At 62.0% G+C, this 24906-nt stretch carries 24 protein-coding genes and 1 tRNA gene; 12 read left to right on the top strand and 13 right to left on the bottom strand.

From position 1 onward, the window contains the following. Positions 1–9 precede the first annotated feature (9 nt). From ASF66_RS00610 to ASF66_RS00620, 3 genes are all read left to right on the top strand, one after another. Complete coding sequence (locus ASF66_RS00610) at positions 10–1632, top strand: gamma-glutamyltransferase family protein (protein ID WP_056842288.1); 1623 nt, start codon at positions 10–12, stop codon at positions 1630–1632. A gap of 209 nt (positions 1633–1841) precedes the next feature. Next, positions 1842–1915: transfer RNA gene (locus ASF66_RS00615), tRNA-Cys, on the top strand. Positions 1916–2175: 260 nt separating this feature from the next. Beyond that, positions 2176–3336, top strand: a complete 1161-nt coding sequence (locus ASF66_RS00620) for an acyltransferase family protein (RefSeq protein ID WP_056842289.1) — start codon at positions 2176–2178, stop codon at positions 3334–3336. Positions 3337–3341: 5 nt separating this feature from the next. Here the strand turns inward: ASF66_RS00620 and ASF66_RS00625 are convergent, their stop codons facing one another. Beyond that, positions 3342–4931, bottom strand: a complete 1590-nt coding sequence (locus ASF66_RS00625) for a hybrid sensor histidine kinase/response regulator (protein ID WP_056842290.1) — start codon at positions 4929–4931, stop codon at positions 3342–3344. A gap of 63 nt (positions 4932–4994) precedes the next feature. Continuing rightward, the gene (locus ASF66_RS00630) at positions 4995–5420 is read right to left on the bottom strand and encodes a response regulator (RefSeq protein WP_156463097.1); all 426 of its coding nucleotides are present in this window, start codon (positions 5418–5420) and stop codon (positions 4995–4997) included. A gap of 128 nt (positions 5421–5548) precedes the next feature. Between ASF66_RS00630 and ASF66_RS00635 the strand changes: the two genes are divergently transcribed. Continuing rightward, entirely contained in the window at positions 5549–6769 is a 1221-nt protein-coding gene (locus tag ASF66_RS00635; RefSeq protein WP_056842292.1) for a GGDEF domain-containing protein, read from the top strand. A 16-nt stretch (positions 6770–6785) separates the two neighbouring features. On the opposite strand, the gene ASF66_RS00640 is transcribed toward ASF66_RS00635, so the two are convergent. Further along, entirely contained in the window at positions 6786–7028 is a 243-nt protein-coding gene (locus tag ASF66_RS00640; protein WP_049859949.1) for a hypothetical protein, read from the bottom strand. 52 nt (positions 7029–7080) lie between these two features. Beyond that, positions 7081–7941 (bottom strand): DHH family phosphoesterase, encoded by an 861-nt coding sequence (locus tag ASF66_RS00645; RefSeq protein WP_056842293.1) that lies wholly within the window; start codon positions 7939–7941, stop codon positions 7081–7083. Positions 7942–8130: 189 nt separating this feature from the next. Here ASF66_RS00645 and ASF66_RS00650 point away from each other — a divergent pair, with 189 nt between their 5' ends. Beyond that, complete coding sequence (locus ASF66_RS00650; RefSeq protein WP_152965719.1) at positions 8131–8352, top strand: hypothetical protein; 222 nt, start codon at positions 8131–8133, stop codon at positions 8350–8352. Positions 8353–8390: 38 nt separating this feature from the next. Continuing rightward, the gene (locus ASF66_RS00655) at positions 8391–9245 is read left to right on the top strand and encodes an NAD-dependent protein deacetylase (RefSeq protein WP_269083341.1); all 855 of its coding nucleotides are present in this window, start codon (positions 8391–8393) and stop codon (positions 9243–9245) included. Here ASF66_RS00655 and ASF66_RS00660 read toward each other — a convergent pair. Continuing rightward, positions 9237–10154, bottom strand: a complete 918-nt coding sequence (locus ASF66_RS00660) for a ZIP family metal transporter (protein ID WP_049859953.1) — start codon at positions 10152–10154, stop codon at positions 9237–9239. The genes ASF66_RS00655 and ASF66_RS00660 overlap by 9 nt on opposite strands. Before the next feature lie 189 nt (positions 10155–10343). Between ASF66_RS00660 and ASF66_RS00665 the strand changes: the two genes are divergently transcribed. The 3 genes from ASF66_RS00665 (at position 10344) to ASF66_RS00675 (ending at position 12217) form a co-directional block, all read left to right on the top strand. Further along, positions 10344–10880 carry a DUF3455 domain-containing protein gene (locus tag ASF66_RS00665; protein WP_056842295.1) on the top strand — a complete coding sequence of 179 codons (537 nt, stop codon included), beginning with the start codon at positions 10344–10346 and terminating at the stop codon, positions 10878–10880. Positions 10881–10976: 96 nt separating this feature from the next. After that, positions 10977–11513, top strand: coding sequence for a sigma-70 family RNA polymerase sigma factor (locus ASF66_RS00670; RefSeq protein ID WP_056842296.1), 537 nt, complete (start codon positions 10977–10979; stop codon positions 11511–11513). After that, complete coding sequence (locus tag ASF66_RS00675; RefSeq protein WP_056842297.1) at positions 11510–12217, top strand: anti-sigma factor; 708 nt, start codon at positions 11510–11512, stop codon at positions 12215–12217. Before ASF66_RS00670 ends, ASF66_RS00675 begins: the two co-directional genes overlap by 4 nt. Before the next feature lie 16 nt (positions 12218–12233). On the opposite strand, the gene ASF66_RS00680 is transcribed toward ASF66_RS00675, so the two are convergent. Both ASF66_RS00680 and ASF66_RS00685 read right to left on the bottom strand, forming a co-directional pair. After that, positions 12234–12533 (bottom strand): YkgJ family cysteine cluster protein, encoded by a 300-nt coding sequence (locus tag ASF66_RS00680; RefSeq protein ID WP_082223603.1) that lies wholly within the window; start codon positions 12531–12533, stop codon positions 12234–12236. A gap of 101 nt (positions 12534–12634) precedes the next feature. Next, positions 12635–14536 (bottom strand): DNA topoisomerase III, encoded by a 1902-nt coding sequence (locus tag ASF66_RS00685; RefSeq protein WP_056842298.1) that lies wholly within the window; start codon positions 14534–14536, stop codon positions 12635–12637. Positions 14537–14691: 155 nt separating this feature from the next. Between ASF66_RS00685 and ASF66_RS00690 the strand changes: the two genes are divergently transcribed. Continuing rightward, complete coding sequence (locus tag ASF66_RS00690) at positions 14692–17058, top strand: DNA polymerase II (protein WP_056842299.1); 2367 nt, start codon at positions 14692–14694, stop codon at positions 17056–17058. Between the two features lie 2 nt (positions 17059–17060). On the opposite strand, the gene ASF66_RS00695 is transcribed toward ASF66_RS00690, so the two are convergent. From ASF66_RS00695 to ASF66_RS00710, 4 genes are all read right to left on the bottom strand, one after another. Then, positions 17061–17579, bottom strand: coding sequence for a sigma factor-like helix-turn-helix DNA-binding protein (locus tag ASF66_RS00695; protein WP_056842300.1), 519 nt, complete (start codon positions 17577–17579; stop codon positions 17061–17063). Between the two features lie 363 nt (positions 17580–17942). Then, positions 17943–18410 carry an Lrp/AsnC family transcriptional regulator gene (locus tag ASF66_RS00700; protein ID WP_049859960.1) on the bottom strand — a complete coding sequence of 156 codons (468 nt, stop codon included), beginning with the start codon at positions 18408–18410 and terminating at the stop codon, positions 17943–17945. 89 nt (positions 18411–18499) lie between these two features. Beyond that, positions 18500–19366 (bottom strand): pirin family protein, encoded by an 867-nt coding sequence (locus ASF66_RS00705; RefSeq protein WP_056842301.1) that lies wholly within the window; start codon positions 19364–19366, stop codon positions 18500–18502. Positions 19367–19434: 68 nt separating this feature from the next. Then, entirely contained in the window at positions 19435–20808 is a 1374-nt protein-coding gene (locus ASF66_RS00710; protein WP_056842302.1) for an aldehyde dehydrogenase family protein, read from the bottom strand. A 100-nt stretch (positions 20809–20908) separates the two neighbouring features. Here ASF66_RS00710 and ptrR point away from each other — a divergent pair, with 100 nt between their 5' ends. Both ptrR and sthA read left to right on the top strand, forming a co-directional pair. Continuing rightward, positions 20909–21820, top strand: a complete 912-nt coding sequence (gene ptrR, locus ASF66_RS00715) for a putrescine utilization regulator PtrR (RefSeq protein ID WP_056842303.1) — start codon at positions 20909–20911, stop codon at positions 21818–21820. Positions 21821–22043: 223 nt separating this feature from the next. Then, positions 22044–23438, top strand: coding sequence for a Si-specific NAD(P)(+) transhydrogenase (gene sthA, locus ASF66_RS00720; RefSeq protein ID WP_049859964.1), 1395 nt, complete (start codon positions 22044–22046; stop codon positions 23436–23438). 42 nt (positions 23439–23480) lie between these two features. Here the strand turns inward: sthA and ASF66_RS00725 are convergent, their stop codons facing one another. Together ASF66_RS00725 and ASF66_RS00730 are read right to left on the bottom strand one after the other, a co-directional pair. Then, positions 23481–24203, bottom strand: a complete 723-nt coding sequence (locus ASF66_RS00725; protein WP_056842304.1) for a glycerophosphodiester phosphodiesterase — start codon at positions 24201–24203, stop codon at positions 23481–23483. Between the two features lie 26 nt (positions 24204–24229). Continuing rightward, entirely contained in the window at positions 24230–24817 is a 588-nt protein-coding gene (locus tag ASF66_RS00730; RefSeq protein WP_056842305.1) for a PilZ domain-containing protein, read from the bottom strand. Positions 24818–24906 lie beyond the last annotated feature (89 nt).

A 24906-nucleotide genomic window follows, 5' to 3' on the forward strand; every position in this document is an offset into this window, starting at 1 on the left:
GATACGTCCATGACTTTCAATTGGCACAACCCTTACCCCACCACCCGTATTCCCGTGTTCGCACGCAATGTCGTGTCGACTTCCCATCCCATTGCGGCGCAGGCTGGGGTGCGGATTCTGCTGGCAGGTGGCAATGCCATCGATGCCGCCATCGCCACGGCGGCTACCCTGACTGTGGTCGAGCCAGTCTCCAACGGCCTGGGCAGCGATGCCTTCGCCTTGGTGTGGGACGGTCAGCAGGTGCATGGGCTTGATGCCTCCGGCCCCGCGCCGCATGCATGGAATCTGGAGTACTTTCGCCAGCGCTACGGCGAAGATGGCCAAGGGCACGTCAAGCGGCCGGTTCGGGGCTGGGATGCGGTGACCGTTCCCGGCGCAGTGGCGGGTTGGGCGGCGCTGCACGAGCGCTTCGGCAAACTGCCGTTCGCCGATGTAATGGAGCCGGCCGCCGAGATCGCCGAGCGAGGGATTACCCTGGCCCCCATCGTCGCACTCAAATGGGCTGCGGCCATTCCAGCCCTGCATGACCAGCCCGGGTTCGCTGACACCTTCATGCCGGGCGGCCGCGCCCCTGTTACCGGTGAGAAGTTCATCTTCAAGGAGGCAGCCCGTACCCTTCGGCTGCTGGGTCAGCAGGGCGGGCGAGCCTATTACGAAGGCGAGATTGCCGAGGCCATTGCCGGCTACGCCAAGGCAACCGGTGGAGGATTGGCGCTGGATGACCTGCGCCGTTACCAGCCCGAATGGGTCAAGCCAATCACGCAACGCTACCGCGGTCATGAGGTTCATGAGATTCCACCCGCCGGCCAAGGCATTGCGGCCTTGATCGCCTTGGGCATACTCGAGCATTTCGACCTGGCGGCCCTGCCGGTTGATTCGGCGCAATCACAGCATCTGCAGATAGAAGCCATGAAGCTCGCATTCGCCGATGTCTATCGCTACGTCGCCGACCCCGCCAGCATGGCGGTGACGCCTGAGCAGATGCTCGATCCTGCTTACCTTGCCAATCGTGCGCGGTTGATCGACCCGGTCAAGGCCAGTCACCCTGGCTTCGGCATGCCCAAATCCGGCGGTACCGTCTACCTCACAGCGGCCGACGAGAGCGGTATGATGGTCTCGTTCATCCAGTCCAACTACATGGGATTTGGCTCCGGCATCGTCGTGCCAGGCTACGGCATCAGCTTGCAGAACCGCGGTGCCGGATTTTCCAGCGACCCTGCATCGGCCAACGTCGTGGCTCCAGGAAAGAAACCTTTCCACACCATCATTCCGGCGTTCCTGACCAAGGACGGTATCCCACAAATGAGCTTTGGTGTCATGGGTGGGGACATGCAGCCGCAAGGCCATGTGCAAACGCTGGTGCGCATGCTGGATTACCAGCAACAGCCGCAAGCGGCCTGCGACGCGCCGCGCTGGAAGGTCAACCGGGATTTCTCGGTCGACCTCGAATCCACTATGAACGCCGAGGCGGTCAGCGGCTTGACCGGCAGAGGGCATGCACTCAAGTCGGTGGAGGATCCTTATATGGACTTCGGTTCCGGCCAGTTCATCTGGCGACTCTCCGGGGATGCCGATCACGGCTACGTAGCCGCCAGCGACAGTCGTCGCGACGGACATGCGGTGGGATTCTGATACTGTGTGTCGAGGTTGGACGGGAAGGGCGCGTGGCGGAAGTTTTTTATACTGCGTGTTGACAAGCTTTCCAAAGCAGTCCAGAATTGCGTCCATTCCTGAGGCAGGAATGAGAAAAATCCAGGTTAATCAAAAGGTTAGCTCGAGGTTTGAAGTATCTCTCCTGCGCTAGTTTGTTTTCGCGAAGCAGCGGTTTGTTTCGCGTCTGAGGCCGAGTAGCAAAGTGGTTATGCTGCGGATTGCAAATCCGCCTACGCCGGTTCGATTCCGACCTCGGCCTCCATCATTGAGAACCCCGCAGATTAACATCTGCGGGGTTTTTCTTTGGGCGACCGAAAAAGCCTGTGTAACCGAACTGCACGTACCTCTACGGTGGTGGTCTGTTGGTCTGCACAACGTCAGTTGCGCGTCAGAGGTACCGCGCGCCTGATTGCGGTTGTGCCCGCCAAAGGATTGGTTTAGCTTTGCGCCAATAATGGCAAGGGGCCATGTCTCTTGGCATGACACCGGGATGGCAACGGTTACAACACTCTGGGATGAACCATGAAAAGATTCGTCGTGCTCGATAGTTTCCGCGGTCTCTGTGCGGTTGCCGTCGTGCTGTTCCACACTTACGTGGTTCAAAGCATTGCCGAGCTCGAGTTTTTCAAGCACGCGTTTCTGTTCGTGGAGTTCTTTTTTATCCTCAGCGGTTTCGTGTTGTTCCACACCTACGGCCAGCGTTTGAACAACGCGACTGATTATAAGGATTTCTTCATCAGTCGCACGGCGCGCCTTTATCCCCTGCACCTGACAATGTTGGGCGTTTACCTGGCACTGGAGCTGGGCCGCTCGTTGGCTGAGAAGAAAGGGTTCAGTTTCAACGAGCCGGCATTCAGTGGCGCTACGTCGATGCACGAATTCCTGCCCAACCTGCTTCTGCTGCAATCCTGGCTGAACAGTGCCATGACCGGCTCGTTCAATTACCCGGCCTGGAGCATCAGCATCGAGTACTACCTGTACTTGATATTCGGCGTCATTGCAGTGCTGGCGCGCACCCGCAGGATCAAGATCTTCGCGATCATGTCCCTGGCGGCCTTCATCACCTTGTGGAACGGTGAGTCCTGGCTGAAGCTGGAGATCTTCCGCGGTGTTTCATGTTTCTTCGCCGGTGCCTGCCTGTACGTGCTCTACGATCGCATCAAAGACCTAGACCTGGACGCCGTGGACTTCAACCTGCTGGAAATTGCCCTGGTCCTGGGCAGCTATCGCCTCCTGGTATCGGACATCGATCACAAGGGCGTGTATGCCAGTCTGCTGTTCTGTGCCTTGATTCTGGCATTCTCGTTCGAGCGCGGCGTGGTTTCGCGACTGCTGCACCACCGTTTCTTCGTCTGGCTGGGCGCCTTGTCGTTCTCGATCTATTTGACGCACGCGGCCATTCTCTTTGTGTTCAAGAGCGCCATCATCGTGCTGTCGAAAGTGCTCCACACAGACCTGACGGAGACCATGCAGGGCCATGACATGCCCAACATGGTCAAGTACATTTCGACCCACAGTGTCTGGCTCGACAACGGCATCGTCGTCTTGCAACTGGCGGCAGTGCTGCTGGTCTCGGCCTTGACCTACAAGTACGTCGAGATGCCGGGCGTGCAACTGGGCAAGCGCCTGACTCGCCGCAAAGGCTCGACGCCTGGCCCTACCTTGCAGGGCGCCGCGCAGTAACTTGATCAGCTCACCCCATTGGGCCCTTCCAGCACCCGGCGGATCTTCTTCGCCAGTTCACTGGGAATATAGGGCTTGGAAATCACCTGGAAATCCGTGCCGCCCACGTCGGTGCGCTCCAGGGAGTTTTCCGAGTAGCCGGTTGTGAGCAGGATCTTGATGCTGGGGCGCATGCGTTTGGCTTCGCGGGCGAGCATGACGCCGTTGATGCCGCCAGGCATGATCAGGTCGGTGAACAGCACGTCGAAGTCGGCGTTCTCCAGCTGCTCGAGGGCGTCCTTGCCGTTGTAGGCAATGACGCAGCTGTAGCCGTACTCCTCGAGAATGGTCTGCGCCAGTTCGGCGACATCGGGCCGGTCTTCGACGATGAGGATTTTCTCGTGACCGGGATAGGCGTGGGTGTCCTCGATTGGCGTCAGGGCATGAGGTTGGCTGTCATCGGCAGGAAAGTACATGCGCAAGGTGGTGCCAATACCCTCTTCGGAGTAGATGCGCACCGAGCCGCCGGATTGCTTGACGAATCCGTACACCATGGAGAGCCCCAGTCCCGAGCCCTTGCCTTCTTCCTTGGTAGTGAAAAAGGGGTCCATGACCCGGTTGACGATCGATTCGGGCATGCCGCGACCGCTGTCGGTGATCGCGATGCTGACGTAGCGGCCAGGCATCAGCCCGTCGTAGGAGACTTGTCGATCAAGCGTGACATTCTGCGTATCGACGGCCAAGGTGCGGCGGGCACGGCCCTCCATGGCGTCGCGGGCATTGATGAACACGTTGAGTAATGCGACTTCGGTCTGGGTCGGGTCCAGGCGGCAGTTCCACAGGTCTTCGGCCAGGCTGTAGCGGATCTGCGTATCGGCCAGAGTGCGCTCGGCGGTTTCCTTGAAGTTGTCGATCAGGCCGTTCAAATTCACCACGCGGCCTTGCAGCTTCTGTTTGCGAGAAAACGCCAGCAGCTGTTGCGTCAGCGTGGTTGCGCGCTCGGCGGCATCGCGGGCGTGCCTGGCGTTGCGCCGCAGGCGTTCTTGTTCATATTGCGGCTTGTCGACCGAGCGCTGGATCATGTCCAGGTAACCGATCATCACCTGCAGCAGGTTGTTGAAGTCGTGGGCAATACCACCGGTCAACTGCCCCAGAGCTTCCATCTTCTGGGCCTGACGCAGGCCATCTTCGGCATCGCGACGACGACTGACGTCAAGTTGCGAGGCGAAGAAATAGATGAGCTCATTGGATTCGTTGTACACGGGCGAGATGAACAGGGCATTCCAGAAACTGGAGCCGTCCTTCTTGTAGTTGACGACTTCGACGGCCACTTCCCGACGCGCCTCTACTGCGGCCCTGACTTGGGCAATGGTATCGGGATCGGTTTCCGGGCCTTGCAGGAAGCGACAGTTGCGACCGAGCAGCTCGCTTGACGAATAACCGGTCATCTCGATGAAAGCATTGTTAGCAAAGATGATCGGATTGTCCGGCATCTTGGGGTCGGTAATGATCATCGGCATACGAGTGGTTTCGACAGCGGCGAAGAAGATATTGTGATCAGACTTGCTGATATCGCCCGTGAAGCCGTCGGTCACTCGGGTAGTACGTTTAGTCATTACTGCTCCGGGTAAAGGATACACAGGGCCTGCGTCACTGCCGCCGCATGGGCGATGGCACGATCAGGCCTGGGTAGGAGGTGCGAGTTTTTCGCAGATGCCTTTCAACTTGTCCATCGAGAAAGGTTTGCCCAGCCAATGCACTTTCTTGTCGCACAGGGAGTTCGCGGCCCCGTGGAAACCGGATGCGACGATCACTGGTGTTTCCGGGTTGCGGGTATGGACGCGATTCACCAACTCCACCCCGTCGATCTCGCCCGGCATTTGCAGGTCGGTGATCAGCAGTTTGAGTGGGAAAGGGCGGTTGACGATGTGCTGCCAGGCTTCGTCGGCCGTGGCGAATGCTCGGACGTGATAGCCGAAGTCTTCGAGAATCTCCACCAGGAGTTCAAGGACCAGCGTTTCATCTTCGACGACGACAATCGTTTCCATGGCGGCAATCATTTGGAGGGCTAGCAAATCGGACACGGCGCCGACGGGAAGATTCACTGTGCCGTACCGCTCGTAACTTCCCACTACCGTTCATGCCATTGGTGCCCGACAATCGCCCCTCACTAATGGCACTAAGATATCATTGCGCAGTCTAGTAAAATTCTGAATCACATCTCCGGTGTCCCATGCAAGCCGTTCAAGCCCAACCGGCCCAATCCCCTGAGCCGCACACCATGGCAATGGTCGAACAAGCCATCGCCGGCGGGGTAGGCGGACTAACCTTCGAGCCGGCCCTGGAGCGTCGTTACGAGACGGACACGCAGCGTCAGCGTCTGCAATTTCTGACGTCGACAGGCATTTGCGGCGCGGTCATCTACAACCTCTTTCTGATCAGCGACTGGCTTGCCCTCCAGGACGTGTTTGCCTACGTAGCCGTAGGGCGCCTGCTGCTGATCACCCCGATGATCATCGCCATCCTGCTGCTGGCACAGCGCCTGACGTCGCGTCGTGCGCTGGAAACCGTTTCGGCGACAGCCACGGTATTGTCCTCGCTGATGCCGCTGGTGGTGATGATCTACAGCGACAGCCCCTATCGCTTGCACTATCAGCTAGGCATGTTGTTGCTGATGGTCTACTGCACGATGATCCAGCAGTTGCCGTTTCGCTTTGCGGCAGCCGCCATGGCCAGCATGTTGGGAATCCAGCTGGTCACCACCCACATTGCCGGGTTCATGGACCCGGTCACGTGGCGCGCCAATGCCTTTCTATACGGCTCCACGGTCGTACTGCTGTTGATGGCGTCGTATTTTCTGGAGCGGGGTAGCCGCTTGAGATACCTGTATGCCTTGCGCGGACGCCTGCTGGAGGTGCAGCTCACCGACATGGCCCGTACCGACCCGCTGACCCAGTTGTTCAACCGCCGACATCAGGGCGATGTAATGGCCCAGCTATGGCAGGCGGCGGGGACCCAGGCGACTCGCGTCACGGCGATCCTCATCGATATCGATCATTTCAAGCTCTACAACGACAGCTATGGGCACCTTCAGGGGGACAACTGCTTGAAGCAGGTCAGCGCCACCATCAAGCAGTTGTCCGCGCAAGCCAACGCCTTGCCGTTCCGTTTCGGCGGGGAGGAAATGCTGGTGTTGTGGGTAGGGGTCGACGGCCAACAGGCCAGACAGTTGGGGCAAGACCTGTGCACGGCGGTGGCGGATCTGGCGCTGCCCCATCCGGCCCTGGGTGCGGAGGCGCGGGTAACCATCAGTGTGGGAATAGCGACGGGTCTTGCGCCCTATGTCACGGCGCATAATTTGATCGGGGCGGCGGACCAGGCGTTGTATGCCGCCAAGGACGCCGGACGCAACTGCCTGCGTCAGGCACCCTTCGAAGGCAGCGCTGCGGCTTGACCGGCGATGCGGGTGGTCAATCCTGCAGGGCTCGCAGCCGCGCTTCCTTGGCATCGTCGAAAATCATGTAAAGCGTTTCGATGTCGGCAGGCTTGAGCTTGCGCGATTGTTCCAGCCCCAGAATCAGCGCGATTTCGAGCGCGCCTTCGCGCTCGACATCCGCCTTCGTGCTCGCGGCATTCAGTGCCCGTACCAAGTCGTTGATCGAACCTCGCACGTCCTTGGGCAGCTTTAGTAGATCCAGGCGTTCCTGCGGCATATATGACGCTCTCCAACAAGACAACGGGGGACGGTGGCGACTCCACCTGGCCTCAACGCGTCAATTCATGGCCGTAGGGTACGCGGAAGCCCGACGCATTGCGATGACCGCCACCGCCGAACTGTTTGGCGATTTCGGACACGTCCATGCCTTCATCCGTGCTGCGCAGTGAAAACGAGCGGCCTTTGGGACCGTCCGAGTAGCACGCGGCAAATGGCTCGCCTTGGGTCATGATGTTGCCCGCATCGCTGGCGAACAGCGAGGGTATGTTGGCCACCGGAACGTCATGGCCGCCAATCGACATGCGACGCGCAGTGGACCGCAGCAGATCGGCCACGGTCTTCTGCCGCTGCCTTTCGATCGCGATGCCATCGGCCAGCAGATCCTCCACGGGCGCTGCCAGCAGCGTGTCCCACACAGTGAAATCCTGCGGATAGCTGAACAGATTGGACAGCACTTCACGAGTACCCGGCAGGTTGAAGCGCCACAGGTCACGATCCTCGATATGGTCGATCAGGGCAGGGCGCGGCTGGCCGGCGAAGAAGTAGTCCCAGGCCAGGCCCGCACCCGAACGGTTCATATCGAACAGGGCGTGCACGTTACCGCCCTCGACCGGTTCGCCGAAGGCCCCGGCCACCGGCACCTTGAGCAGGTCTGCCTGGGCGGTCTTGTGGTGATCGAGCACCAGAATCGACAAGGCCTGCGCGGCCATAGCCATGAGCGTTTCGTAATCGTAGGCGAAATCCACAATCAGCACGTGCCGACCACTGACATCAGGAGGCAGCTGGCCGTGGCCGGCGGCGTGGAACTCGACCTCAGGCCCAAGTGCCTTGCGCACTACCCAGGCTGCGCCGAACCCGTCGGCGCAGTTTCCATGGTAGATGCAAAGCGTGTTCGTCGGGACTGCGGTCATGTAGGGCTCCGGAATAGATGATCAATGCGCATCGGTCATTCTAAGCGATTGCAGGGACGTGCGCGTGAACCCGATGGCAGAACTGGCCTTTGGCCTACGACCGTCCATCGCGGCGGCGAAGCATTTGTTCGACGCCGGCAGTCATTGTCATGGGATGAGCCCGAACAAGGATTTCATTGAGGAGCCACCGTGTCGATTTCAACGTCCAGTCCAGACCAGCGTCACCATGCAATGCAGGCGCTGCTCGAAGAGTTCGCGTTGCGCGGCGTCGACATGCAAGCGGTCGCCGAAGCCGCCAAGCTGCGGCTGCTGGGCAGCTCCGAGCTGTGCCTGCTGCACGCCGACTACCGCGTTCAATGCGCCAGGGCGGTAGATGAATTGCTCAGTCAGGTCACGCTGTCGCAAACTTGAACGGTGGCGCCCGCGCGGGCGACAGCTCTCAACCAGAGGTGCATGCAGCCATGGTCGAACTCGATACGCTGTACCAGCATATGGCGCAGGGGCCCTATCTGGTCTTGACCGGGGCCGGTATCAGTACCGCTTCGGGCATTCCCGATTATCGCGATACCGAAGGCGTCAGGCGCGGCAATGCGCCCATCATGCATCAGGATTTCATCGCCAGTGCCTCCACGCGCAAGCGCTATTGGGCGCGGGCCATGGTGGGCTGGCGCGGCGTGCACCAGGCTGCGCCGAATGCCGCCCACCAGGCGTTGGCAGCGTTGCAGTCGCAAGGCCTGATCAGCGGCGTGATCACCCAGAATGTCGATGGACTGCATGATGCTGCCGGTAGCCGCAATGTCGTCGAACTGCACGGCAACCTGCATCGGGTGGTCTGTCTGGACTGTGGAATGCGCCTGCAACGCGACGATGTCCAGTTGTTGCTGGAAGAACAGAACCCCTACTTGCAGGATGTGCACGCGGTACTTGCGCCCGACGGTGATGCGCAACTGGCGGCGCGCTTTCTGGAGGCCTTCCGAACGCCCCACTGTCCCTGTTGCGGAAGCGACATGCTCAAGCCTGACGTGGTCTTTTTTGGTGGGGGCGTGGAACCAGCGCACGCTCAGGCGGCCTGGAAAGCCGTGGCGTCGGCACCGGGCATGCTGATCGTCGGCTCCTCGCTGATGGCCTACTCGAGCTTCCGCCTGTGTCAGGAAATGTCGCGTCAGGGCAAGCGTCTGCTCGCGATCAACCTGGGACGCACCCGCGCCGATGGGTTGCTTAGCGTCAAGGTCGTACAGCCCTGCGAGCAGGTGCTGCCCCAGATCGCGCAAAAGCTCGTCCAGGGCGCTCCACCCTCAGCCTAGTGCTGTGTCCATGAACATCATGACGGCGAAGCCTAGCATCAGGCCTAGCGTTGCTGGGGTCTGGTGACCATTGCGGTGAGTTTCCGGAATGACTTCATGGGACACCACGAAGATCATGGCACCAGCCGCCAGGCCCATGCTGATCGGGTAGGACAGTGCAAAGCCGCTCGACAATCCCAGGCCGACCATCGCCCCCAGTGGCTCCATCAGGCCCGAGCCCATGGCCACCAATGCGGCTTTGCCGGAACTCAAGCCCGTTGCCCGCAGCGACATGGCCACCGCCAGCCCCTCGGGAATATCCTGCAGCAGGATCGCGCTGGTCAGCGGAATCCCGACCGCCAGGTTGCCATCGGACAAGCTGACGCCAATGGCCATGCCTTCAGGCAGGTTGTGCAGCGTGATGGCCAGCACGAAGAGCCATACCCGGTGAATCCGCTCGGCGTTGGGACCGTGTCTGCCGGCGTTCTCATGCTCGTGGGGAATCACCTTATCCAGCGCCAGCATCAGACCGACGCCAAGGCCCAGGCCCAGGATCACCACCAGCGCTGCCAGCGCTGGGCTGTCGGTGTGGGTATTGGCGGCCTCCAGACCTGGTAGCAACAGGGAGAACGTACTGGCCGCCAGCATCATGCCACCGGCGAAGCCAAGCATGACGTCTTGCACCTTCGAGGAAATTTCCCGCAGCGCCAAAGCAATCAACGCACCCAGTGCCGTCGCCGCGAAACCGCCGGTACCACCGAGCAGGGCGTACCAGGCGTGTTGACGGTCGGCATGCAACAAGGCATTGACGATGCTCCACACCAGGACCACGGCGCTGACGGCCAATAGCACGCCGGTGAGGGTCCATAACCAGGGTTTGTCGCGAAATCGCTGTGGCCAGCTGTCGCTGGCGGCGGTGTTGGAAGGCATAGGGCTCTCGGGAATTTGCGGCAGGCATAAGCATGGACCCAAATAAGCGGCAGGGGTTGCGCCGCATGTAAATGGACGCGATAGGAAAAATCTTTTTTTTTCGTGCATCCAAAGCTTCGGCTCGCGAGTAGTACCTACAGCAGCCACACAAGGCGCTGCCGCCTCGATCACTCTTCTGGAGCTTACGCGATGAACAGCACACACCGTTTCTGCCTGGCCAACGTCCTCTTCGCCGCTACCTTCGCTTTGGCAACCACTGCCCAGGCGCAAATGGATCTGCCTGCCCCGGTCCAGGTTCCGGCCGGTAACAAGGTCGCCATGGAAACCGTCGGCAAGGGTGAAATCACCTATGAATGCCGTGACAAGGCCAATGCCGCCGGCCAGACCGAATGGACGTTCGTCGGACCCAAGGCGGTCCTCGATGATCGTGCCGGCAAGCAGGTGGGCACCTATTATGGCCCGCCCGCCACCTGGCAGTCGGCAGACGGCTCCAAGGTGACCGGCACCCAGGTCGCCGTGGCTCCAGCCGGTGACGGCAATCTGCCGTACCAATTGGTCAAGGCCAACCCCGCCGAAGGCAAAGGCGCCATGCAGGGTGTGACCTACATCCAGCGCACCGCGCTCAAGGGTGGCGTGGCTCCCACCAGTGCCTGCACCACCGCGCAGAAGGGCCAGAAAGAAACCGTGAAATACCAGGCCGACTACATTTTCTGGTCCGCCAAGTAACGAAGTCGTAGCAGCGGCGCGCGGAACGGCAAATCCGCGCGTCTGGGCTACACTGCCCAGCGAACTTCATTCTTCCACTTGCCATGGCGGTCTTTCGTGTCCTTGCCGGAAAATCCATTCGATTACGAAGTCGCCCTGCAGCAGTGTGCTCGTGGCGATCGCCAGGCATTGCAGGGCTTGTATCAGCGCGAGGGCGGGCGGCTGCTGGCCGTGGCCCTGCGCCTGGTGGGCGACCGGGCACTGGCCGAGGACATCGTGCACGACGCGTTCGTGCGGATCTGGACCCAGGCGGCCAGTTTCGATGCCCAACGAGGCTCGGCGCGGGGGTGGATGTTCACCATCACCCGGCATCTTGCGCTGAACCATATTCGTCGCCACGCCCGGGTGCGAGCCCTCAACGATGAAGATCTGGACGGGTTGGCGACCGAGGAGCCAGCGGAGGCTGTGCTGGGCAGCGCACGAATCGACGGCTGCCTGGAGCAACTCGATCCGCAGCGCCGCCAATGCCTGTACCACGCCTACCTGGATGGCTATTCACATGCTGAAATCGCTCAGCGGCTGCAAACGCCGCTGGGTACGGTCAAGGCCTGGATCAAACGCAGTCTGGCAGCGCTGCGTGAGTGCATGGGATGAGCGAACCAAGCGAGCAGGTAGAACCCATGAATACTGAAGAACTGGCCAGCGAATACGTACTCGGAACGCTCGATGCCGCGCAGCGCGCAGAGGTCGAACGGCGATTGGCCACAGATCGTGAACTGCGCGCCGCGGTCGATGCCTGGGAAGCGCGGTTGCTGCCGCTAGCTGAACGCGTCAACCCAGTACCCACGCCTGCGACCTTGTGGCCTCGCATCCAGCGCAGCCTGGACAGCGCAGGGGCGCAGCCGGTACCCATCTGGTGGAATCGCCTGGGTGTATGGCGGGGCCTGGCGGGCGCCGGGCTGGCGGCAACCCTGGTGCTCGGCGCCCTGTTGTTCAACGTCCGCGCGCCGGTGCCGGGACCGGCCTATGTGGTCGTGCTCATCGCGCCGCAGGACAAGGCACCGGGCTGGGTCGTGCAGGCCAGCGATTCGAGGGAAGTGCAATTGATCCCCCTCAGCGAGACGGCGGTACCGCCGGATCGAGCCTTGCAGTTCTGGACCAAGGCCGACAGCTGGCAAGGCCCTGTCTCCCTGGGGCTGGTGGAGCCTGGACAAAGCGTGCATGTACCCTTGGACAAGCTGCCACCGCTGGAAAACAACCAGCTGTTCGAGCTGACCTTGGAGCCCAAGTCGGGTTCGACGACAGGCCGACCGACCGGCCCCATCCAGTTCATCGGTCGTGCGGTCAAGGTGATCTGAGCCGTAGCGCAGCGGCCTACGGCCGCAGCCGCTCTTCCTGGCAATCCGGGCCGCCCATGTCGAACTCGCGACAGATCAACGGGCGATTCAGGTAGATACTGCAACTCATGGTGCGTCGGTCCAGTGCCGCGCACCAGCCATCGTCGAGACGCGACATGGTTTCCGATCCCCATTCATCCACTTCGATGAAGCGCTCCGGCACGCCGGTGTCGGTGATCAGCATGACTTCCAGCCGGCAACATTTGGCCGCGCAGCGGTCACAGCTAATGGTAGGGTCGAAGTCGCTGGCTACAGCGATGTCATGCAGCACGATCAAGGGCAAGGCCTGGCGGAAAATGATCGGCGCAGCCTACCGGGTGTTGCGCCATTTCACAAAGCAAGCCGACCGTATCGGCGCTTCAAGCGACGGGTTGCAGCTCAGGCCGCCTTGGAGGGTTTGCGTTTGCGTTTGTTCTTCCACGGTGTGGCACCCTTCGGCGCCGTGCCACTGATGACCATGCGCAACCCAGCACAACGTTCCACCAGCTTGCTCATCCAGGCCGATTGCTTGGCCACGAACGTCTCCAGCGACATCTCGCCGCTCTGCACCATGTCCAGTGCCTGTTCCCAGATGGCGGTGGTGCCCGGGTCGGCGATGGCCCGCGGCACCGCGTCGATCAAGCTGAAGGCGGCAGGTGCGGCGGCCAGGGCCTTGCCCTGTTTGGTCAGATAGCCGCGGTCGATCAGGCCTTGGATGATTCCGGCACGAGTGGCCTCGGTGCCGATCCCGGTGGTGTCCTTGAGTTTCTGCTTCAGGCGCGGGTCTTCGACCAGCTTGGCCACGTTCTTCATCGCCTTGATCAGATCGCCTTCGGTGAAGGGCTTGGGCGGTTGAGTCCACAGATCCTTGAGTTTCACTTCGCGCACCGCGCAAGTCTGGCCCTGGATCAGCCGTGGCAGGGGCTGTGGTGCCGGTGCTTCGCGGCCCTTGGCTGCGCCGAGCGCTTGTGGGATGGCGCGCTTCCAGCCGGGCTCGACCACCTGTTTGCCTACCGCACGCAGCGCGTGGCTCGCGCAGTCGAAGTCGGCCTGGGTACGGTCGTATTCGTGATTGGGCAGGAACTGCGCCAGGTAGCGGGCGCGAATCAGGCTGTAGACCGCGCGGTATTTGCCCTGCAGCTTGTCCGCCGTTGCAGCGACAGCGGTCGGGATGATGCCGTGGTGGGCACCGACCTTGGCGTCGTTCCAGGCGCGTGAGCGGCGCTGGGCATCCAGGTAGGGCAGCAAGGGCGTCAGTCCGGGATCGGCGCGGCCCAGCGCGGCGATGATCGCGCCTGCATCCCCATGCTGGCTGAGTGGCAGGAAGCCGCAATCGCTGCGAGGGTAGGTGATGACCTTGTGGGTTTCGTACAGCGCCTGAGCCACGTCGAGCGTCTCCTGGGCGCCCAGGCCAAGCTTCTTCGAGCAGACTTCCTGCAGTGTGCCCAGGTCGAAGGGCAGGGGGGCGGCCTCTTTCATGCGCTCGGTGCGCAGCTTGGTCAGCGTCGCCTGGTTCGCCTGCATCATCGCTGCAGCGGCCTGCTGCGCCAGCGGCTGGTTCAGGCACCGTCCCTGATCGTCGCAGCTGTCCGTCGGTGGTATCCAGTGCGCCGTGAATTCGGTCTGCTCGCCGAGCAGTTGCACATCGATGGCCCAATGGGCTGCGGGGACGAAATCGGCAATGCTGCGGTCGCGGTCCACCACCAGCCGCAGGGTCGGCGTCTGGACGCGCCCCACGGGCAACACACCCTGGTAGCCGGCCTGACGCCCGAGCAGGGTGAACAGCCGGCTCATGTTCATGCCGATCAGCCAGTCGGCCCGCGAGCGGCCCAGTGCGCTGTGGTAGAGGGGGAACGTCTCGGCACCTGGCTTGAGGGCCGCCAACGCCTTGCGGATCGAGGCGTCGTCCAGGGCCGAGAGCCACAGGCGCTGCACCGGACCCCGGTAGCGACAATGCTCGACCAGCTCGCGGGCGATCATTTCACCTTCGCGGTCTGCGTCCGTCGCGATGACCAATTCCCCAGCTTCACCCAACAGGCGCTTGACCGCCTTGAACTGGCTGGCGGTCTTGCGCTTGACCTGCATCTTCCACTGCTGCGGGATGATCGGCAGGTCCGCCAGTACCCAGCGCTTGTAGCGGGCGTCGTAGGCGTCCGGCGGTGCGGTCTCCAGCAGGTGGCCGATGCACCAGGTGACCGTGACGGCGTTGCCCAGCCAGCAGCCGTCGCCACGACGCGTAGCGCCGAGGACCTTGGCGATGTCCTTTGCCTGGGACGGTTTTTCGCAGAGAAACAGCCGCATGGGAACCTGATCGAAAAGCTGTACAGAGGTCTAGCATGCCAGACGTGCCGACACAGGCAAGCTTTATGTGTATGGATGTACAGTTTATGATGTTGCTTCATATGAGCCGGACGTGCCGTTGTTGCGTCCACATTCTCCGTTAAAGGTCTTCTGCCGTGACCCCACAACAGGGCTTCATCCTGACGCGACATTGGCGCGATACCGCCGAAGGTACGCAGATCGAGCTGTGGCTGGCGACCGACGCCGGCCCACGTCTCGTGCGCCTGCCCGCGCAGCCCTCGGTCGCGTTTCTGCCCGTGCAGCACCAGGAGCAGGCGCGGCGCTTGCTCGAGGACGAAGCCGGCGTCGAGATCAAACCGTTGGCCCTGCGTGATTTCGACCAGCGTCCGGTGGCCGGGCTGTACTGTCGGCAGTACGGCCAGTTGCAGCGTGTGGAAACAGTGCTCAGGCAAGCCGGGATAGAGCTCTTGGAGGCCGACATTCGCCCCCATGAGCGCTACCTGATGGAGCGCTTCATCACCGCCGGTGTGGCCTTCGACGGTCAAATGCAGGCCGATGGCCAATACCATGAGGCCAAGCTCAAACCGGCGCCGGGCTACCGTCCACAACTGCGCCTGGCATCCCTGGATATCGAGACCACGGCCCAGGGTGAGCTGTACTGCATCGGCATCGAGGGCTGCGGGCAGCGCGACGTGTTCATGCTGGGTCCGCCCAATGGCGATACCCGTCAGACGGATTTCGCTCTGCACTACCGGGACAGCCGGGTGGAACTGCTGCAGAGCCTCAACGCTTGGTTCGCCGAGCACGACCCAGACGCAATCATTGGCTGGAATGTCGTGCAGTTCGACCTGCGGGTCCTGCACGAACACGCCAGGCGCCTCAACGTCCCGTTGCTGTTGGGCCGCGGGGGCGCCGAAATGACCTGGCGCGAGCACGGCAGCGGCAACGATCACTATTTCGCCGGTGCGCCTGGGCGGTTGATCATCGACGGCGTCGAGGCCTTGCGCTCCGCGACCTGGAATTTTCCCTCGTTCAGTCTGGAAAACGTTTCCCAGACCTTGCTGGGCGAAGGCAAGGACATTTCCACGCCGTACCAGCGCATGGACGAGATCAACCGCATGTTCGCCGAGGACAAGCCGGCTCTTGCACGTTACAACATCAAGGACTGCGCACTGGTCACACGGATTTTCGCCAAGACCGAGCTGCTCACGTTTCTGCTCGAGCGCGCGAGCGTCACCGGCCTGCCGGCAGACCGCAGCGGCGGTTCGATCGCGGCCTTCACCCATCTGTATTTGCCGGCTATGCACCGCCAGGGGTTCGTCGCGCCCAGCCTCGGCCGTCGTCCGCCCGAGGCCAGTCCCGGCGGCTTCGTCATGGAATCGCGGCCGGGTCTGTACGAATCGGTGCTGGTGCTGGACTACAAGAGCCTGTATCCGTCGATCATCCGCACCTTCCTGATCGACCCGGTGGGTCTGGCCGAAGGCCTGGCCAATCCCGACGACGAGCACTCGGTGCCCGGCTTTCGCGGCGCGCGCTTCTCACGCACCGTTCATTGCCTCCCGGCCATCGTCGCAAGTGTCTGGGAAGGGCGCGAAGCGGCCAAGGCGCAGGGCAACGCGCCGCTGTCGCAGGCGTTGAAGATCATCATGAATGCGTTCTACGGCGTACTGGGTTCCAGTGGCTGCCGCTTTTTCGATACGCGGCTGGCATCGTCGATCACCCTGCGTGGTCACGAGATCATGCGCCGTACGCGCGAGCTGATCGAGGCGCGCGGATATCCGGTGATCTATGGGGATACCGACTCGACGTTCGTCTGGCTCAACGGCGCTCACGACGAGGCTGATGCCGCTCGTATCGGCAAGGAACTGGTGGTCGAGGTCAATCAGTGGTGGCGTGATCATCTGCGGCGCGAACATGGGCTCGACAGTGCCTTGGAATTGCAGTTCGAGAGCCACTTCCGGCGCTTTCTGATGCCGACCATTCGTGGCGCGGAGGAGGGCAGCAAGAAGCGCTACGCAGGCTTGGTCAGGCGCGCCGACGGCCAGGACGAAATGGTCTTCAAGGGCCTGGAGAGCGTGCGCACCGATTGGTCGCCGCTGGCTCGCGAGTTCCAGCAAGCGCTCTACTCTAAAATCTTCAGGCACCAGGGCTACCAGGCGTATGTGCGTGATTACGTCAAACGGACCCTGGAAGGTGAATTGGACGGCCTGTTGGTCTACCGCAAGCGGCTGCGCAGGCCGTTGCACGACTATGAGCGTAATGTTCCTCCTCACGTCCGAGCGGCGCGTATCGCCGATGAACACAACCGATCCACAGGGCGCCCGCTGCAGTATCAACGTGGTGGCTGGATCAGCTATGTCATGACGGTGGCGGGGCCCGAACCTCTGGAAGCGCGTCAGTCGCCCATCGACTACGACCATTACCTGACTCGACAACTGCAGCCCATTGCCGATGCGATCCTGCCGTTCGTCAACGACGACTTCAACACGCTGATCGGCGGCCAGCTCGGTCTGTTTCAGTAAGCTCAAAGACTCTGGCTGATGAGCTCCAGGGCCAGTGCCATGGCCAGGCCTGCCGTCGCCCACCCCCGTAGCCCCAGCCCTTGCCGAGCCTTGTGGTGCCAGCGGTCATGCCCCAGCAGCGTGGCGGGCGCGAGCAACTGGCGCCATTGCAGCTCGGTGGCGTGAAAGGCAGCCAGGTGCGCGGCATCGCTGTCGAGCCAGCGACGGAAGTCGATGCGCTCGCTGGCCGTAGTGAGCGGATTTTGCAGTTTGACGTACCAGTGAATGGCCAGGCTCTGGCCTGGCAGCAGCGGTTTGCAGCAGGCGCGCATCGCGCTCTGCATTCGCTGTTCGACGTCGTTCAGGGTCAGGTGCAGTCGCTGGGCAATGGCCGGGTAGTCCAGTTCGTCGAGACGGCTGTAGAGCAGCACCTGTTGCGTTCGGCGCGGCAGGCCACGCAACTGCCGATAGAGGCGTTGACGGTGCGGCTGGCCGTGAATGAGGTCCAACAGATCATGAGAGGGCGTGAGCAGTGGGGTCATGGGGACACCTCCTTTTGCGCGAATCCTAGTCATCTGTAGAGAGAAGGCGAGTTCGGACTTCCGTTTTCCGATGTTCTTTTGATATCATTCGCGCCATCTTTGCAGTGGCGCCTTCAAGTCGGTGATGTTCGAAACCGACGGCGTGCAACACTCTTCATTAGCCTGAAGAGCCAAAAAAAAAGACCCGGCAAAAAGCCGGGTCAAAAACCGTGATTAGCCTGATGAGGAGATAATCTGAAGGTCCGACCTAAGGCCCTTCGGATTATCCAACCGATCTCTCGACCGGTTGAGCTCAATAATAATCGTTATCATTTGCATGTCAAATGATTTGTCTGCGTTTTCCTTCTTTTCTCCTTCCAGCCTTCATTCCAGCGGCAGCTCGGTCGTGCGTTTGACTTCGCTCATGGCGATGTTGGAGTAGGCTTCCTGCACGTGGGGCTTCTGCAGCAGGTGGTCACGCAGGAATCGCTCGTAGCTGGCGATGTCCTTGGCCACCACCTTGAGCATGAAATCCATGCCTCCGGCCATGGTGTAGCACTCCAGCACCTGCGGATAGCCGATGATGGCCTCCTCGAATTCGGTCAGGTGCCGTCGGCCGTGGCCCGACAGCTTGACGCTGACGAAGATGGTCATGCTCAGGCCGAGCTTTTTCGGGTTGAGCAGGGCGACCTTGCGCTCGATCAGCCCTTCCTCCTGCATGCGGTGGATGCGTCGCCAGCACGGCGATTGGGACAACTCCACGCGTTCGGCGACCTGCGCCGCCGAGAGGTCGGCGTCGTGTTGGAGCAGGCGCAGGATGCGCCGATCGATCGGGCTGAGGCTGTTCTGCATGAATGAGTCCGGTTCTTGTGATTATCGGGTCGACTTCATGCAGAGTATGGCGCGCTCCTGGGGTTTTGCTCCAGTGAACCGCTCAGAATTCAGCCCTGAATGTGACCGAACTTGCCAGCCTGATAATCGGCGAACGCCTGCTGGATCTCTTCGCGGGTGTTCATCACGAAAGGTCCATAACTGGCCACTGGCTCGCCCAACGGTTCGCCATGGCCGTACAGCAGAGTGGCGGAGCCGGTGGCCTCGACGGTTACGTTGCCGTGCGTCTCGCTGAGTTTGACCAAGTGATGGCACCGCAGCGCGGTACTCGCGATGCTGGCTTGGCCGTCAACCACATACAGAAAGACGTTATGGCCCACCGGTGCTGGCAGCGAAAGTCGGGCGCCGGGTTGCAGGTGCACGGTCATCAAACACAAACCCGTCAACGAGTCGATCGGCCCGCGCTCAGAACGCTGTGTACTGGAAACATAGTCACCGGAAATCAGGCGGACTTCGGCCAGAGGTTCAGTGATCATGGGGATGTCCGCGCCTTGCAGGCCGACATAGACCGGGGCAGTCATCTTCAGGCGCGCGGGGAGGTTTACCCACAACTGGAGAATCTCCAGCGGGCCGCCCTCGCGCTTGAACGACTGCGGCGAGAGCTCGGCATGGACCAGTCCGGAACCTGCGGTCATCCATTGCACACCACCGGCCCCGATGATGCTCTCGTGGCCACCGCTGTCCAGATGCGACAACTCGCCTTGCAGGATAAACGTGACGGTTTCGAAGCCGCGATGGGGGTGGGGGCCGAACGGCAGCCCTTGATTGTTGCGTGGGTAGGTCTGCGGGCCGTGATGGTTGAGAAACAGGAAGGGATCGAGGTGCTCGATGCCAGGGCCCGGCAGCGGGCGACGGGTGATCAGGTCACCGATGTCGTCGCGCTGCGCGGGAAACTGCTGGAGAACGGTGCGGGTCATGGGGCCTCGGCGCGTGGGTAGACGATGCAATGCATGACTATGCCGCACAAGCCCGCTGCCTGAACAGCTCAGCGGCGATCGAGCCACACCGTCTGGGCGTTGCAGAACTCGCGCACACCGAAGTGTGAAAGTTCGCGTCCGAAGCCGCTTTTCTTGATGCCACCGAAGCCCACGCGGGCATCCGACGCACCGTAGCCGTTGATGAAGATCGCACCGGTTTCCAGGCGCTCGGTGAAGTATTCGATCAGTTCGGCATCGGCCGTCCACACCGTCGCCGACAGCCCGAACTCACTGTCGTTGGCCAGTGCCAGCGCATGCTTTGCATCGCGCGCCTCGATGATGGACGCCACGGGACCGAACAGTTCCTGATCGAAGGCGGTCATGCCGGGCTGCACGTTGCCAAGCACCGTCGGTGCGTAGAAATTGCCAGCGCCGGCGAGCTTGTGCCCACCCAGCAGCAGTTCGGCACCTTGCTCGATGGAGGCCTGGACCTGGCCATCCAACTCGTCGCGCAGATCGTAACGCGCCATGGGGCCGATGTAGGTGTCGTCGAGCTGCGGATCGCCGACCTTCAGCGCACGGGTGGCGGCCAGGAAACGCTCGGTGAAGGCGGGCAGAATGCTGGATTCGACGATCAGGCGCTTGGCCGCGGCGCAGACCTGACCGGTGTTCTGGAAACGGCCGAGCAGGGCAGCCTTGACCGCTTCGTCCAGGTCGGCATCGGCCAGGACGATGAACGGGTCGCAACCGCCCAGTTCCAGTACGCATTTCTTCAGTGCTGCGCCGGCTTGAGCGGCGATGGCCGAGCCGGCGCCGACGCTGCCGGTCACGGTGACGGCTGCCACACGCGGGTCGGCGATGGCTCGCGACACACCGGCTGGCTCCACGTTGAGTACACCGAACAGGCCTTGGGGCAGCCTCGCCCGATCGAACGCTTCACGCAGCAGGGTGGCGCTGCCCATGACGTTCGGCGCGTGCTTGAGCAGATAGCCATTGCCTGCCAGCAGCACGGGAATGGCACCGCGCAGGACCTGCCAGAGCGGGAAATTCCACGGCATCACCGCCAGCACCGGCCCCAGCGGGCGGTACTCGATGCGTGCCTTCTGCCCAGGCACTTGGGTAGCTTCGGCTGCAAGCATCGCCGGGCCGTGCTCAGCGTACCAATGGCACAGTCCGGCACACTTTTCGACCTCGGCGCGGGCCTGGGTGATGGGCTTGCCCATTTCCTGGGTGATCATCTGCGCCAGTGGTTCGCCCATCTGGCGCAGGACGTCGCCCATGCGTGCGATGACGGCGGCGCGTTCATTCAGTGCAACGTAGCGCCACTGTTCGAAGGCGGCGAAGCTGCCGGCCAGGGTCTGTTCGAGTTGCGCCTCGCTGTCGAACGGGTAGCGTTGCAGCTCGGTGCCGGTGGCGGGGTTCATGGAGATGGCATGGGTCATGGCGTTCACCTGTCGAGAGAAGATGTCAGCTACGATACGGAGATGGTTAAATCATGAAAACTGAATAATACTAACCAAAACCATCTCGTTTGGAGAATGTATGGACCTGACACAGCTGGAGCTGTTTCGCGCGGTGGCGGAGGAGGGCAGTATCGCCGCTGCGGCGCAACGGGTGCATCGTGTGCCGTCGAACCTGACCACGCGGATCAAGCAACTGGAAAGCGAACTGGGGGTCGATCTGTTCATCCGCGAGAAACTGCGTCTGCGTCTGTCGCCCAACGGCTGGAGCTTTCTGGATTACACCCGGCGCATTCTCGATCTGGTCGAAGAAGCGCGCCAGGCGGTGTCCGGTACCGAGCCCCAGGGCTCCTTCGCGCTGGGTTCGCTGGAAAGTACGGCGGCGGTGCGCATTCCACCGCTGCTGGCGGCTTATCACCACCGCTATCCGAAGGTGGAACTGGATCTCTCCACCGGGCCTTCGGGCGACATGCTCGACAGCGTGTTGAGTGGGCGCCTGGCGGCGGCTTTCGTCGACGGACCGCTGCGTCATCCGCTGCTCGATGGACGGGTGGTGTTCGACGAAGAGATGGTCCTGGTCAGCGCGCGCAGCCATGCGCCGGTGTCACGACCTCAGGACGTGAATGGCGAAACCATTTATGCCTTTCGCGCCAACTGCTCCTACCGTCGCCATTTCGAGAACTGGTTCGTCGCCGACGGCGCCGCGCCGGGCAAGATTTTCGAGATGGAGTCCTACCACGGCATGCTCGCCTGCGTCAGCGCCGGGGCCGGCTTGGCGTTGATGCCGCGCAGCATGCTGGAGAGCATGCCGGGCAGCAGCAACGTCAGCGTATGGACCTTGGCCGAGGATTTTCGCTGGCTGCACACCTGGCTGATCTGGCGCCGTGGCGCCGGCTCGCCGAACCTGACGGCGATGCTCGAACTGCTCGATGAAAGCGGTCTGGCAACCGTGACCGGCTCCGGTACCCCGGCATCCACCGCAGCAATCGCATGATCCTATGCACCGGAAGGGGCTTGCGACTGGGATCGAGTGGCAAAATGTCGCAGGCAATCGTTGACGTTGCGGGCCACGGAAAATAGGCTACGCGCCGACTAAGGGTGAACATCCGCGGTGCCTGCGCTTCCTATAGAATGCACCGCATGTTTTTCGATGCCTGATGAGGGCACGCCAGCCGCAGGCGCCGCCGTGGCGCCCGGCCAGATTTGAAGGAGTACGCATGGCTGTCTACAACTACGACGTAGTGGTGCTGGGTTCCGGCCCCGCCGGAGAAGGGGCGGCGATGAACGCCGCCAAGGCCGGGCGCAAGGTGGCCATGGTCGACAGTCGGCGCCAGGTCGGCGGCAACTGCACCCACCTGGGTACGATTCCTTCCAAGGCGCTGCGCCACTCGGTCAAGCAGATCATCCAGTTCAACACCAACCCCATGTTCCGAGCCATCGGCGAGCCGCGCTGGTTCTCGTTCCCGGACGTACTCAAGAGCGCCGAGCGGGTGATCGCCAAGCAGGTGGCATCGCGCACCAGCTATTACGCGCGCAACCGTGTCGACGTGTTCTTCGGCACCGGCAGTTTTTCCGACGAGCAGACGGTGGAAGTGATCTGCGCCAACGGCGCGCAGGAAAAACTCATCGCCAAGAGCGTCATCATTGCCACCGGCTCGCGCCCCTACCGGCCTGCCGACATCGATTTCAGCCATTCGCGCATCTACGACAGCGACACCGTACTGAGCATCACCCACACGCCGCGCAAGTTGATCATCTACGGCGCCGGGGTCATCGGCTGCGAGTACGCATCGATCTTCAGTGGCCTGGGCGTGCTGGTCGAGCTGATCGACAACCGCGAGCAATTGCTCAGTTTCCTCGATGCCGAGATTTCCCAGGGCTTGAGCTATCACTTCAGCAACAACAACGTGATGGTGCGGCACAACGAGGAATACGAGAAGGTCGAGGGCCTGGAAAACGGCGTGGTGCTGCACCTCAAGTCCGGCAAGAAGATCAAGGCCGACGCCTTGCTCTGGTGCAACGGCCGTACCGGCAACACTGACCGTCTGGGCCTTGAGAACATCGGCATCAAGGTCAACGGCCGCGGCCAGATCAGTGTCGACGAGGCGTATCGCACCTCGGTGCCGACGATCTACGGTGCGGGCGACGTGATCGGCTGGCCGAGTCTGGCCAGTGCCGCCCATGACCAGGGTCGTTCGGCGGCCGGCAGCGTGGTCGACAACGGCAGCTGGCGCTTCGTCAACGATGTGCCGACCGGGATCTACACCATTCCCGAGATCAGCTCGATCGGCAAGAACGAGCATGAACTGACCCAGGCCAAGGTGCCTTACGAAGTGGGCAAGGCGTTCTTCAAGGGCATGGCTCGCGCGCAGATTTCCGGCGAACCGGTGGGCATGCTGAAGATCCTGTTCCACCGCGAGACCCTGCAGGTACTGGGCGTGCATTGTTTCGGCGACCAGGCCTCGGAGATCGTGCACATCGGCCAGGCGATCATGAACCAGCCCGGTGAGCTCAATACCCTGAAGTACTTCGTCAACACCACCTTCAACTACCCGACCATGGCCGAAGCCTATCGAGTGGCCGCCTACGACGGCCTCAACCGGCTTTTTTGAGCGGCTCCGGCCGGTGGCCTGAGCCGGCCGGGGAGACCGATTTCAGCGATTCCCGAGGGTGGCGCTGGCCAAACCGGGAAAGTCTGTGATCAGGCTGTCCACGCCGAAGTCGGCGAGTCTGCGCATCAGCGCAGGCTCGTTGACCGTCCATACCGACACATGCAAACCCTGGCGCTGCGCCTTGAGCAGGCGCTCGGGGGTGCACAGCGTCCAGTTCAGCGCGAGCATTTCGCAGCCATAGCTCTGCGCGACCTTGATCGGATCGAGCCAGGCATATTCGGCCACCAGCCCGCGCGCCACGTCCGGGGTCAATTCCAGGGCCGCGCGCAGCACTTCACGGGAGCTTGAGGTGATGGTGATGCGGTCCAGAAGGTTCATGCGCTGCGCCAGTTCGCGGATGGCCAGCACGGTGGTCGCCGCGCGGGTGCGCGACGCGCTCTTGACCTCCAGCTGCCAGTGCTCGAACGGGCATGCCTGGAACAGCTCCTCCAGGCGTGGAATGAGGCAGGGCGACACCCAGCCCGGGCCGCCCTTGCGCGCGTCGTAGGTGACCAGCGCCTGGGCATCGTGCTCGACGACCTTGCCGCCGCGCCCGGTGGTGCGCTTGAGGGTCGGGTCATGAATGACCATCAACTCGCCGTCTCGGGACAGATGCAGGTCCAGTTCGCATCGACGCACCCCGTGTTCGAGGCATTGCTTGAAACTGGCGAGGGTGTTTTCCGGGGCTTCGCCCTTGGCGCCGCGATGGCCGTAGATAAGCGTCACGTTCGCTCCTTGAATGAATGTGTGGGTCAATCGATTGCCGGGGCTTGCCGCTCGCGCGCCTGGCGGCGTTGCAGTTGCTGTCTGTGCAGGATGTAGCGGGCCAGCAGTTGACGCTGGGCATCGCTGATGTCGATGAACTGGGTACCGATCTCGAACTGGTCATCACCCACGGCAGTGCAACTGGTGACGCTTGCCTTGAGCGACAGGCCGAGCGCCTGTGGCATCAGCGCGATCCGCAGGGTCAGGCGCGTGCGTTCGGTCATCGGCTGCTGCTGGAAGAACGCCAGGCCACCTTCGGACAGCACCACCGGACGAGGTTCGCCGATACGCTCCAGCAGGGTCTGCGCGACCAGTTGGCCGAGCAGGTCGATGCGCCGGTTCTGCGCCTTGAGCACAGCCTCCACGGCGCGGTTGGTTTCGCTCAGCTGGCGCAGCAGGTGCTGGGTTTCGAACTCGGCCAGGTGCATTTCACCGAGCAGGTCGAACAGTGGTGAAGCATCCTGCAACATGTCTTCACCTGCCGTCTCGACCTCCGGGAGTATGGTGATTTCCAGTGCGATGCGGTCATCGATGCGATAGTATTCGCGGCGATCTTCTTCATCTGATGTCGTCATGACGAACCCGGGGTAGAGGCGATGGTCCGAGTGTAAAGCTGCTCGTCACGCCCTGCCAGCAGGACGTCTCCTCTTTCACCCGAACAAGC

This window comes from Pseudomonas sp. Leaf129 (assembly GCF_001423465.1).
Taxonomy (GTDB): domain Bacteria; phylum Pseudomonadota; class Gammaproteobacteria; order Pseudomonadales; family Pseudomonadaceae; genus Aquipseudomonas; species Aquipseudomonas coleopterorum.

Bases quoted from the DNA above. Each gene is read 5' to 3' on its own strand.
- ASF66_RS00610 (WP_056842288.1), top strand. From the start codon at position 10: ATGACTTTCAATTGGCACAACCCTTACCCCACCACCCGTATTCCCGTG.
- ASF66_RS00620 (WP_056842289.1), top strand. From the start codon at position 2,176: ATGAAAAGATTCGTCGTGCTCGATAGTTTCCGCGGTCTCTGTGCGGTT.
- ASF66_RS00625 (WP_056842290.1), bottom strand. From the start codon at position 4,931: ATGACTAAACGTACTACCCGAGTGACCGACGGCTTCACGGGCGATATC.
- ASF66_RS00635 (WP_056842292.1), top strand. From the start codon at position 5,549: ATGCAAGCCGTTCAAGCCCAACCGGCCCAATCCCCTGAGCCGCACACC.
- ASF66_RS00640 (WP_049859949.1), bottom strand. From the start codon at position 7,028: ATGCCGCAGGAACGCCTGGATCTACTAAAGCTGCCCAAGGACGTGCGA.
- ASF66_RS00645 (WP_056842293.1), bottom strand. From the start codon at position 7,941: ATGACCGCAGTCCCGACGAACACGCTTTGCATCTACCATGGAAACTGC.
- ASF66_RS00660 (WP_049859953.1), bottom strand. From the start codon at position 10,154: ATGCCTTCCAACACCGCCGCCAGCGACAGCTGGCCACAGCGATTTCGC.
- ASF66_RS00665 (WP_056842295.1), top strand. From the start codon at position 10,344: ATGAACAGCACACACCGTTTCTGCCTGGCCAACGTCCTCTTCGCCGCT.
- ASF66_RS00675 (WP_056842297.1), top strand. From the start codon at position 11,510: ATGAGCGAACCAAGCGAGCAGGTAGAACCCATGAATACTGAAGAACTG.
- ASF66_RS00685 (WP_056842298.1), bottom strand. From the start codon at position 14,536: ATGCGGCTGTTTCTCTGCGAAAAACCGTCCCAGGCAAAGGACATCGCC.
- ASF66_RS00695 (WP_056842300.1), bottom strand. From the start codon at position 17,579: ATGACCCCACTGCTCACGCCCTCTCATGATCTGTTGGACCTCATTCAC.
- ASF66_RS00700 (WP_049859960.1), bottom strand. From the start codon at position 18,410: ATGCAGAACAGCCTCAGCCCGATCGATCGGCGCATCCTGCGCCTGCTC.
- ASF66_RS00705 (WP_056842301.1), bottom strand. From the start codon at position 19,366: ATGACCCGCACCGTTCTCCAGCAGTTTCCCGCGCAGCGCGACGACATC.
- ASF66_RS00710 (WP_056842302.1), bottom strand. From the start codon at position 20,808: ATGACCCATGCCATCTCCATGAACCCCGCCACCGGCACCGAGCTGCAA.
- ptrR (WP_056842303.1), top strand. From the start codon at position 20,909: ATGGACCTGACACAGCTGGAGCTGTTTCGCGCGGTGGCGGAGGAGGGC.
- sthA (WP_049859964.1), top strand. From the start codon at position 22,044: ATGGCTGTCTACAACTACGACGTAGTGGTGCTGGGTTCCGGCCCCGCC.
- ASF66_RS00730 (WP_056842305.1), bottom strand. From the start codon at position 24,817: ATGACGACATCAGATGAAGAAGATCGCCGCGAATACTATCGCATCGAT.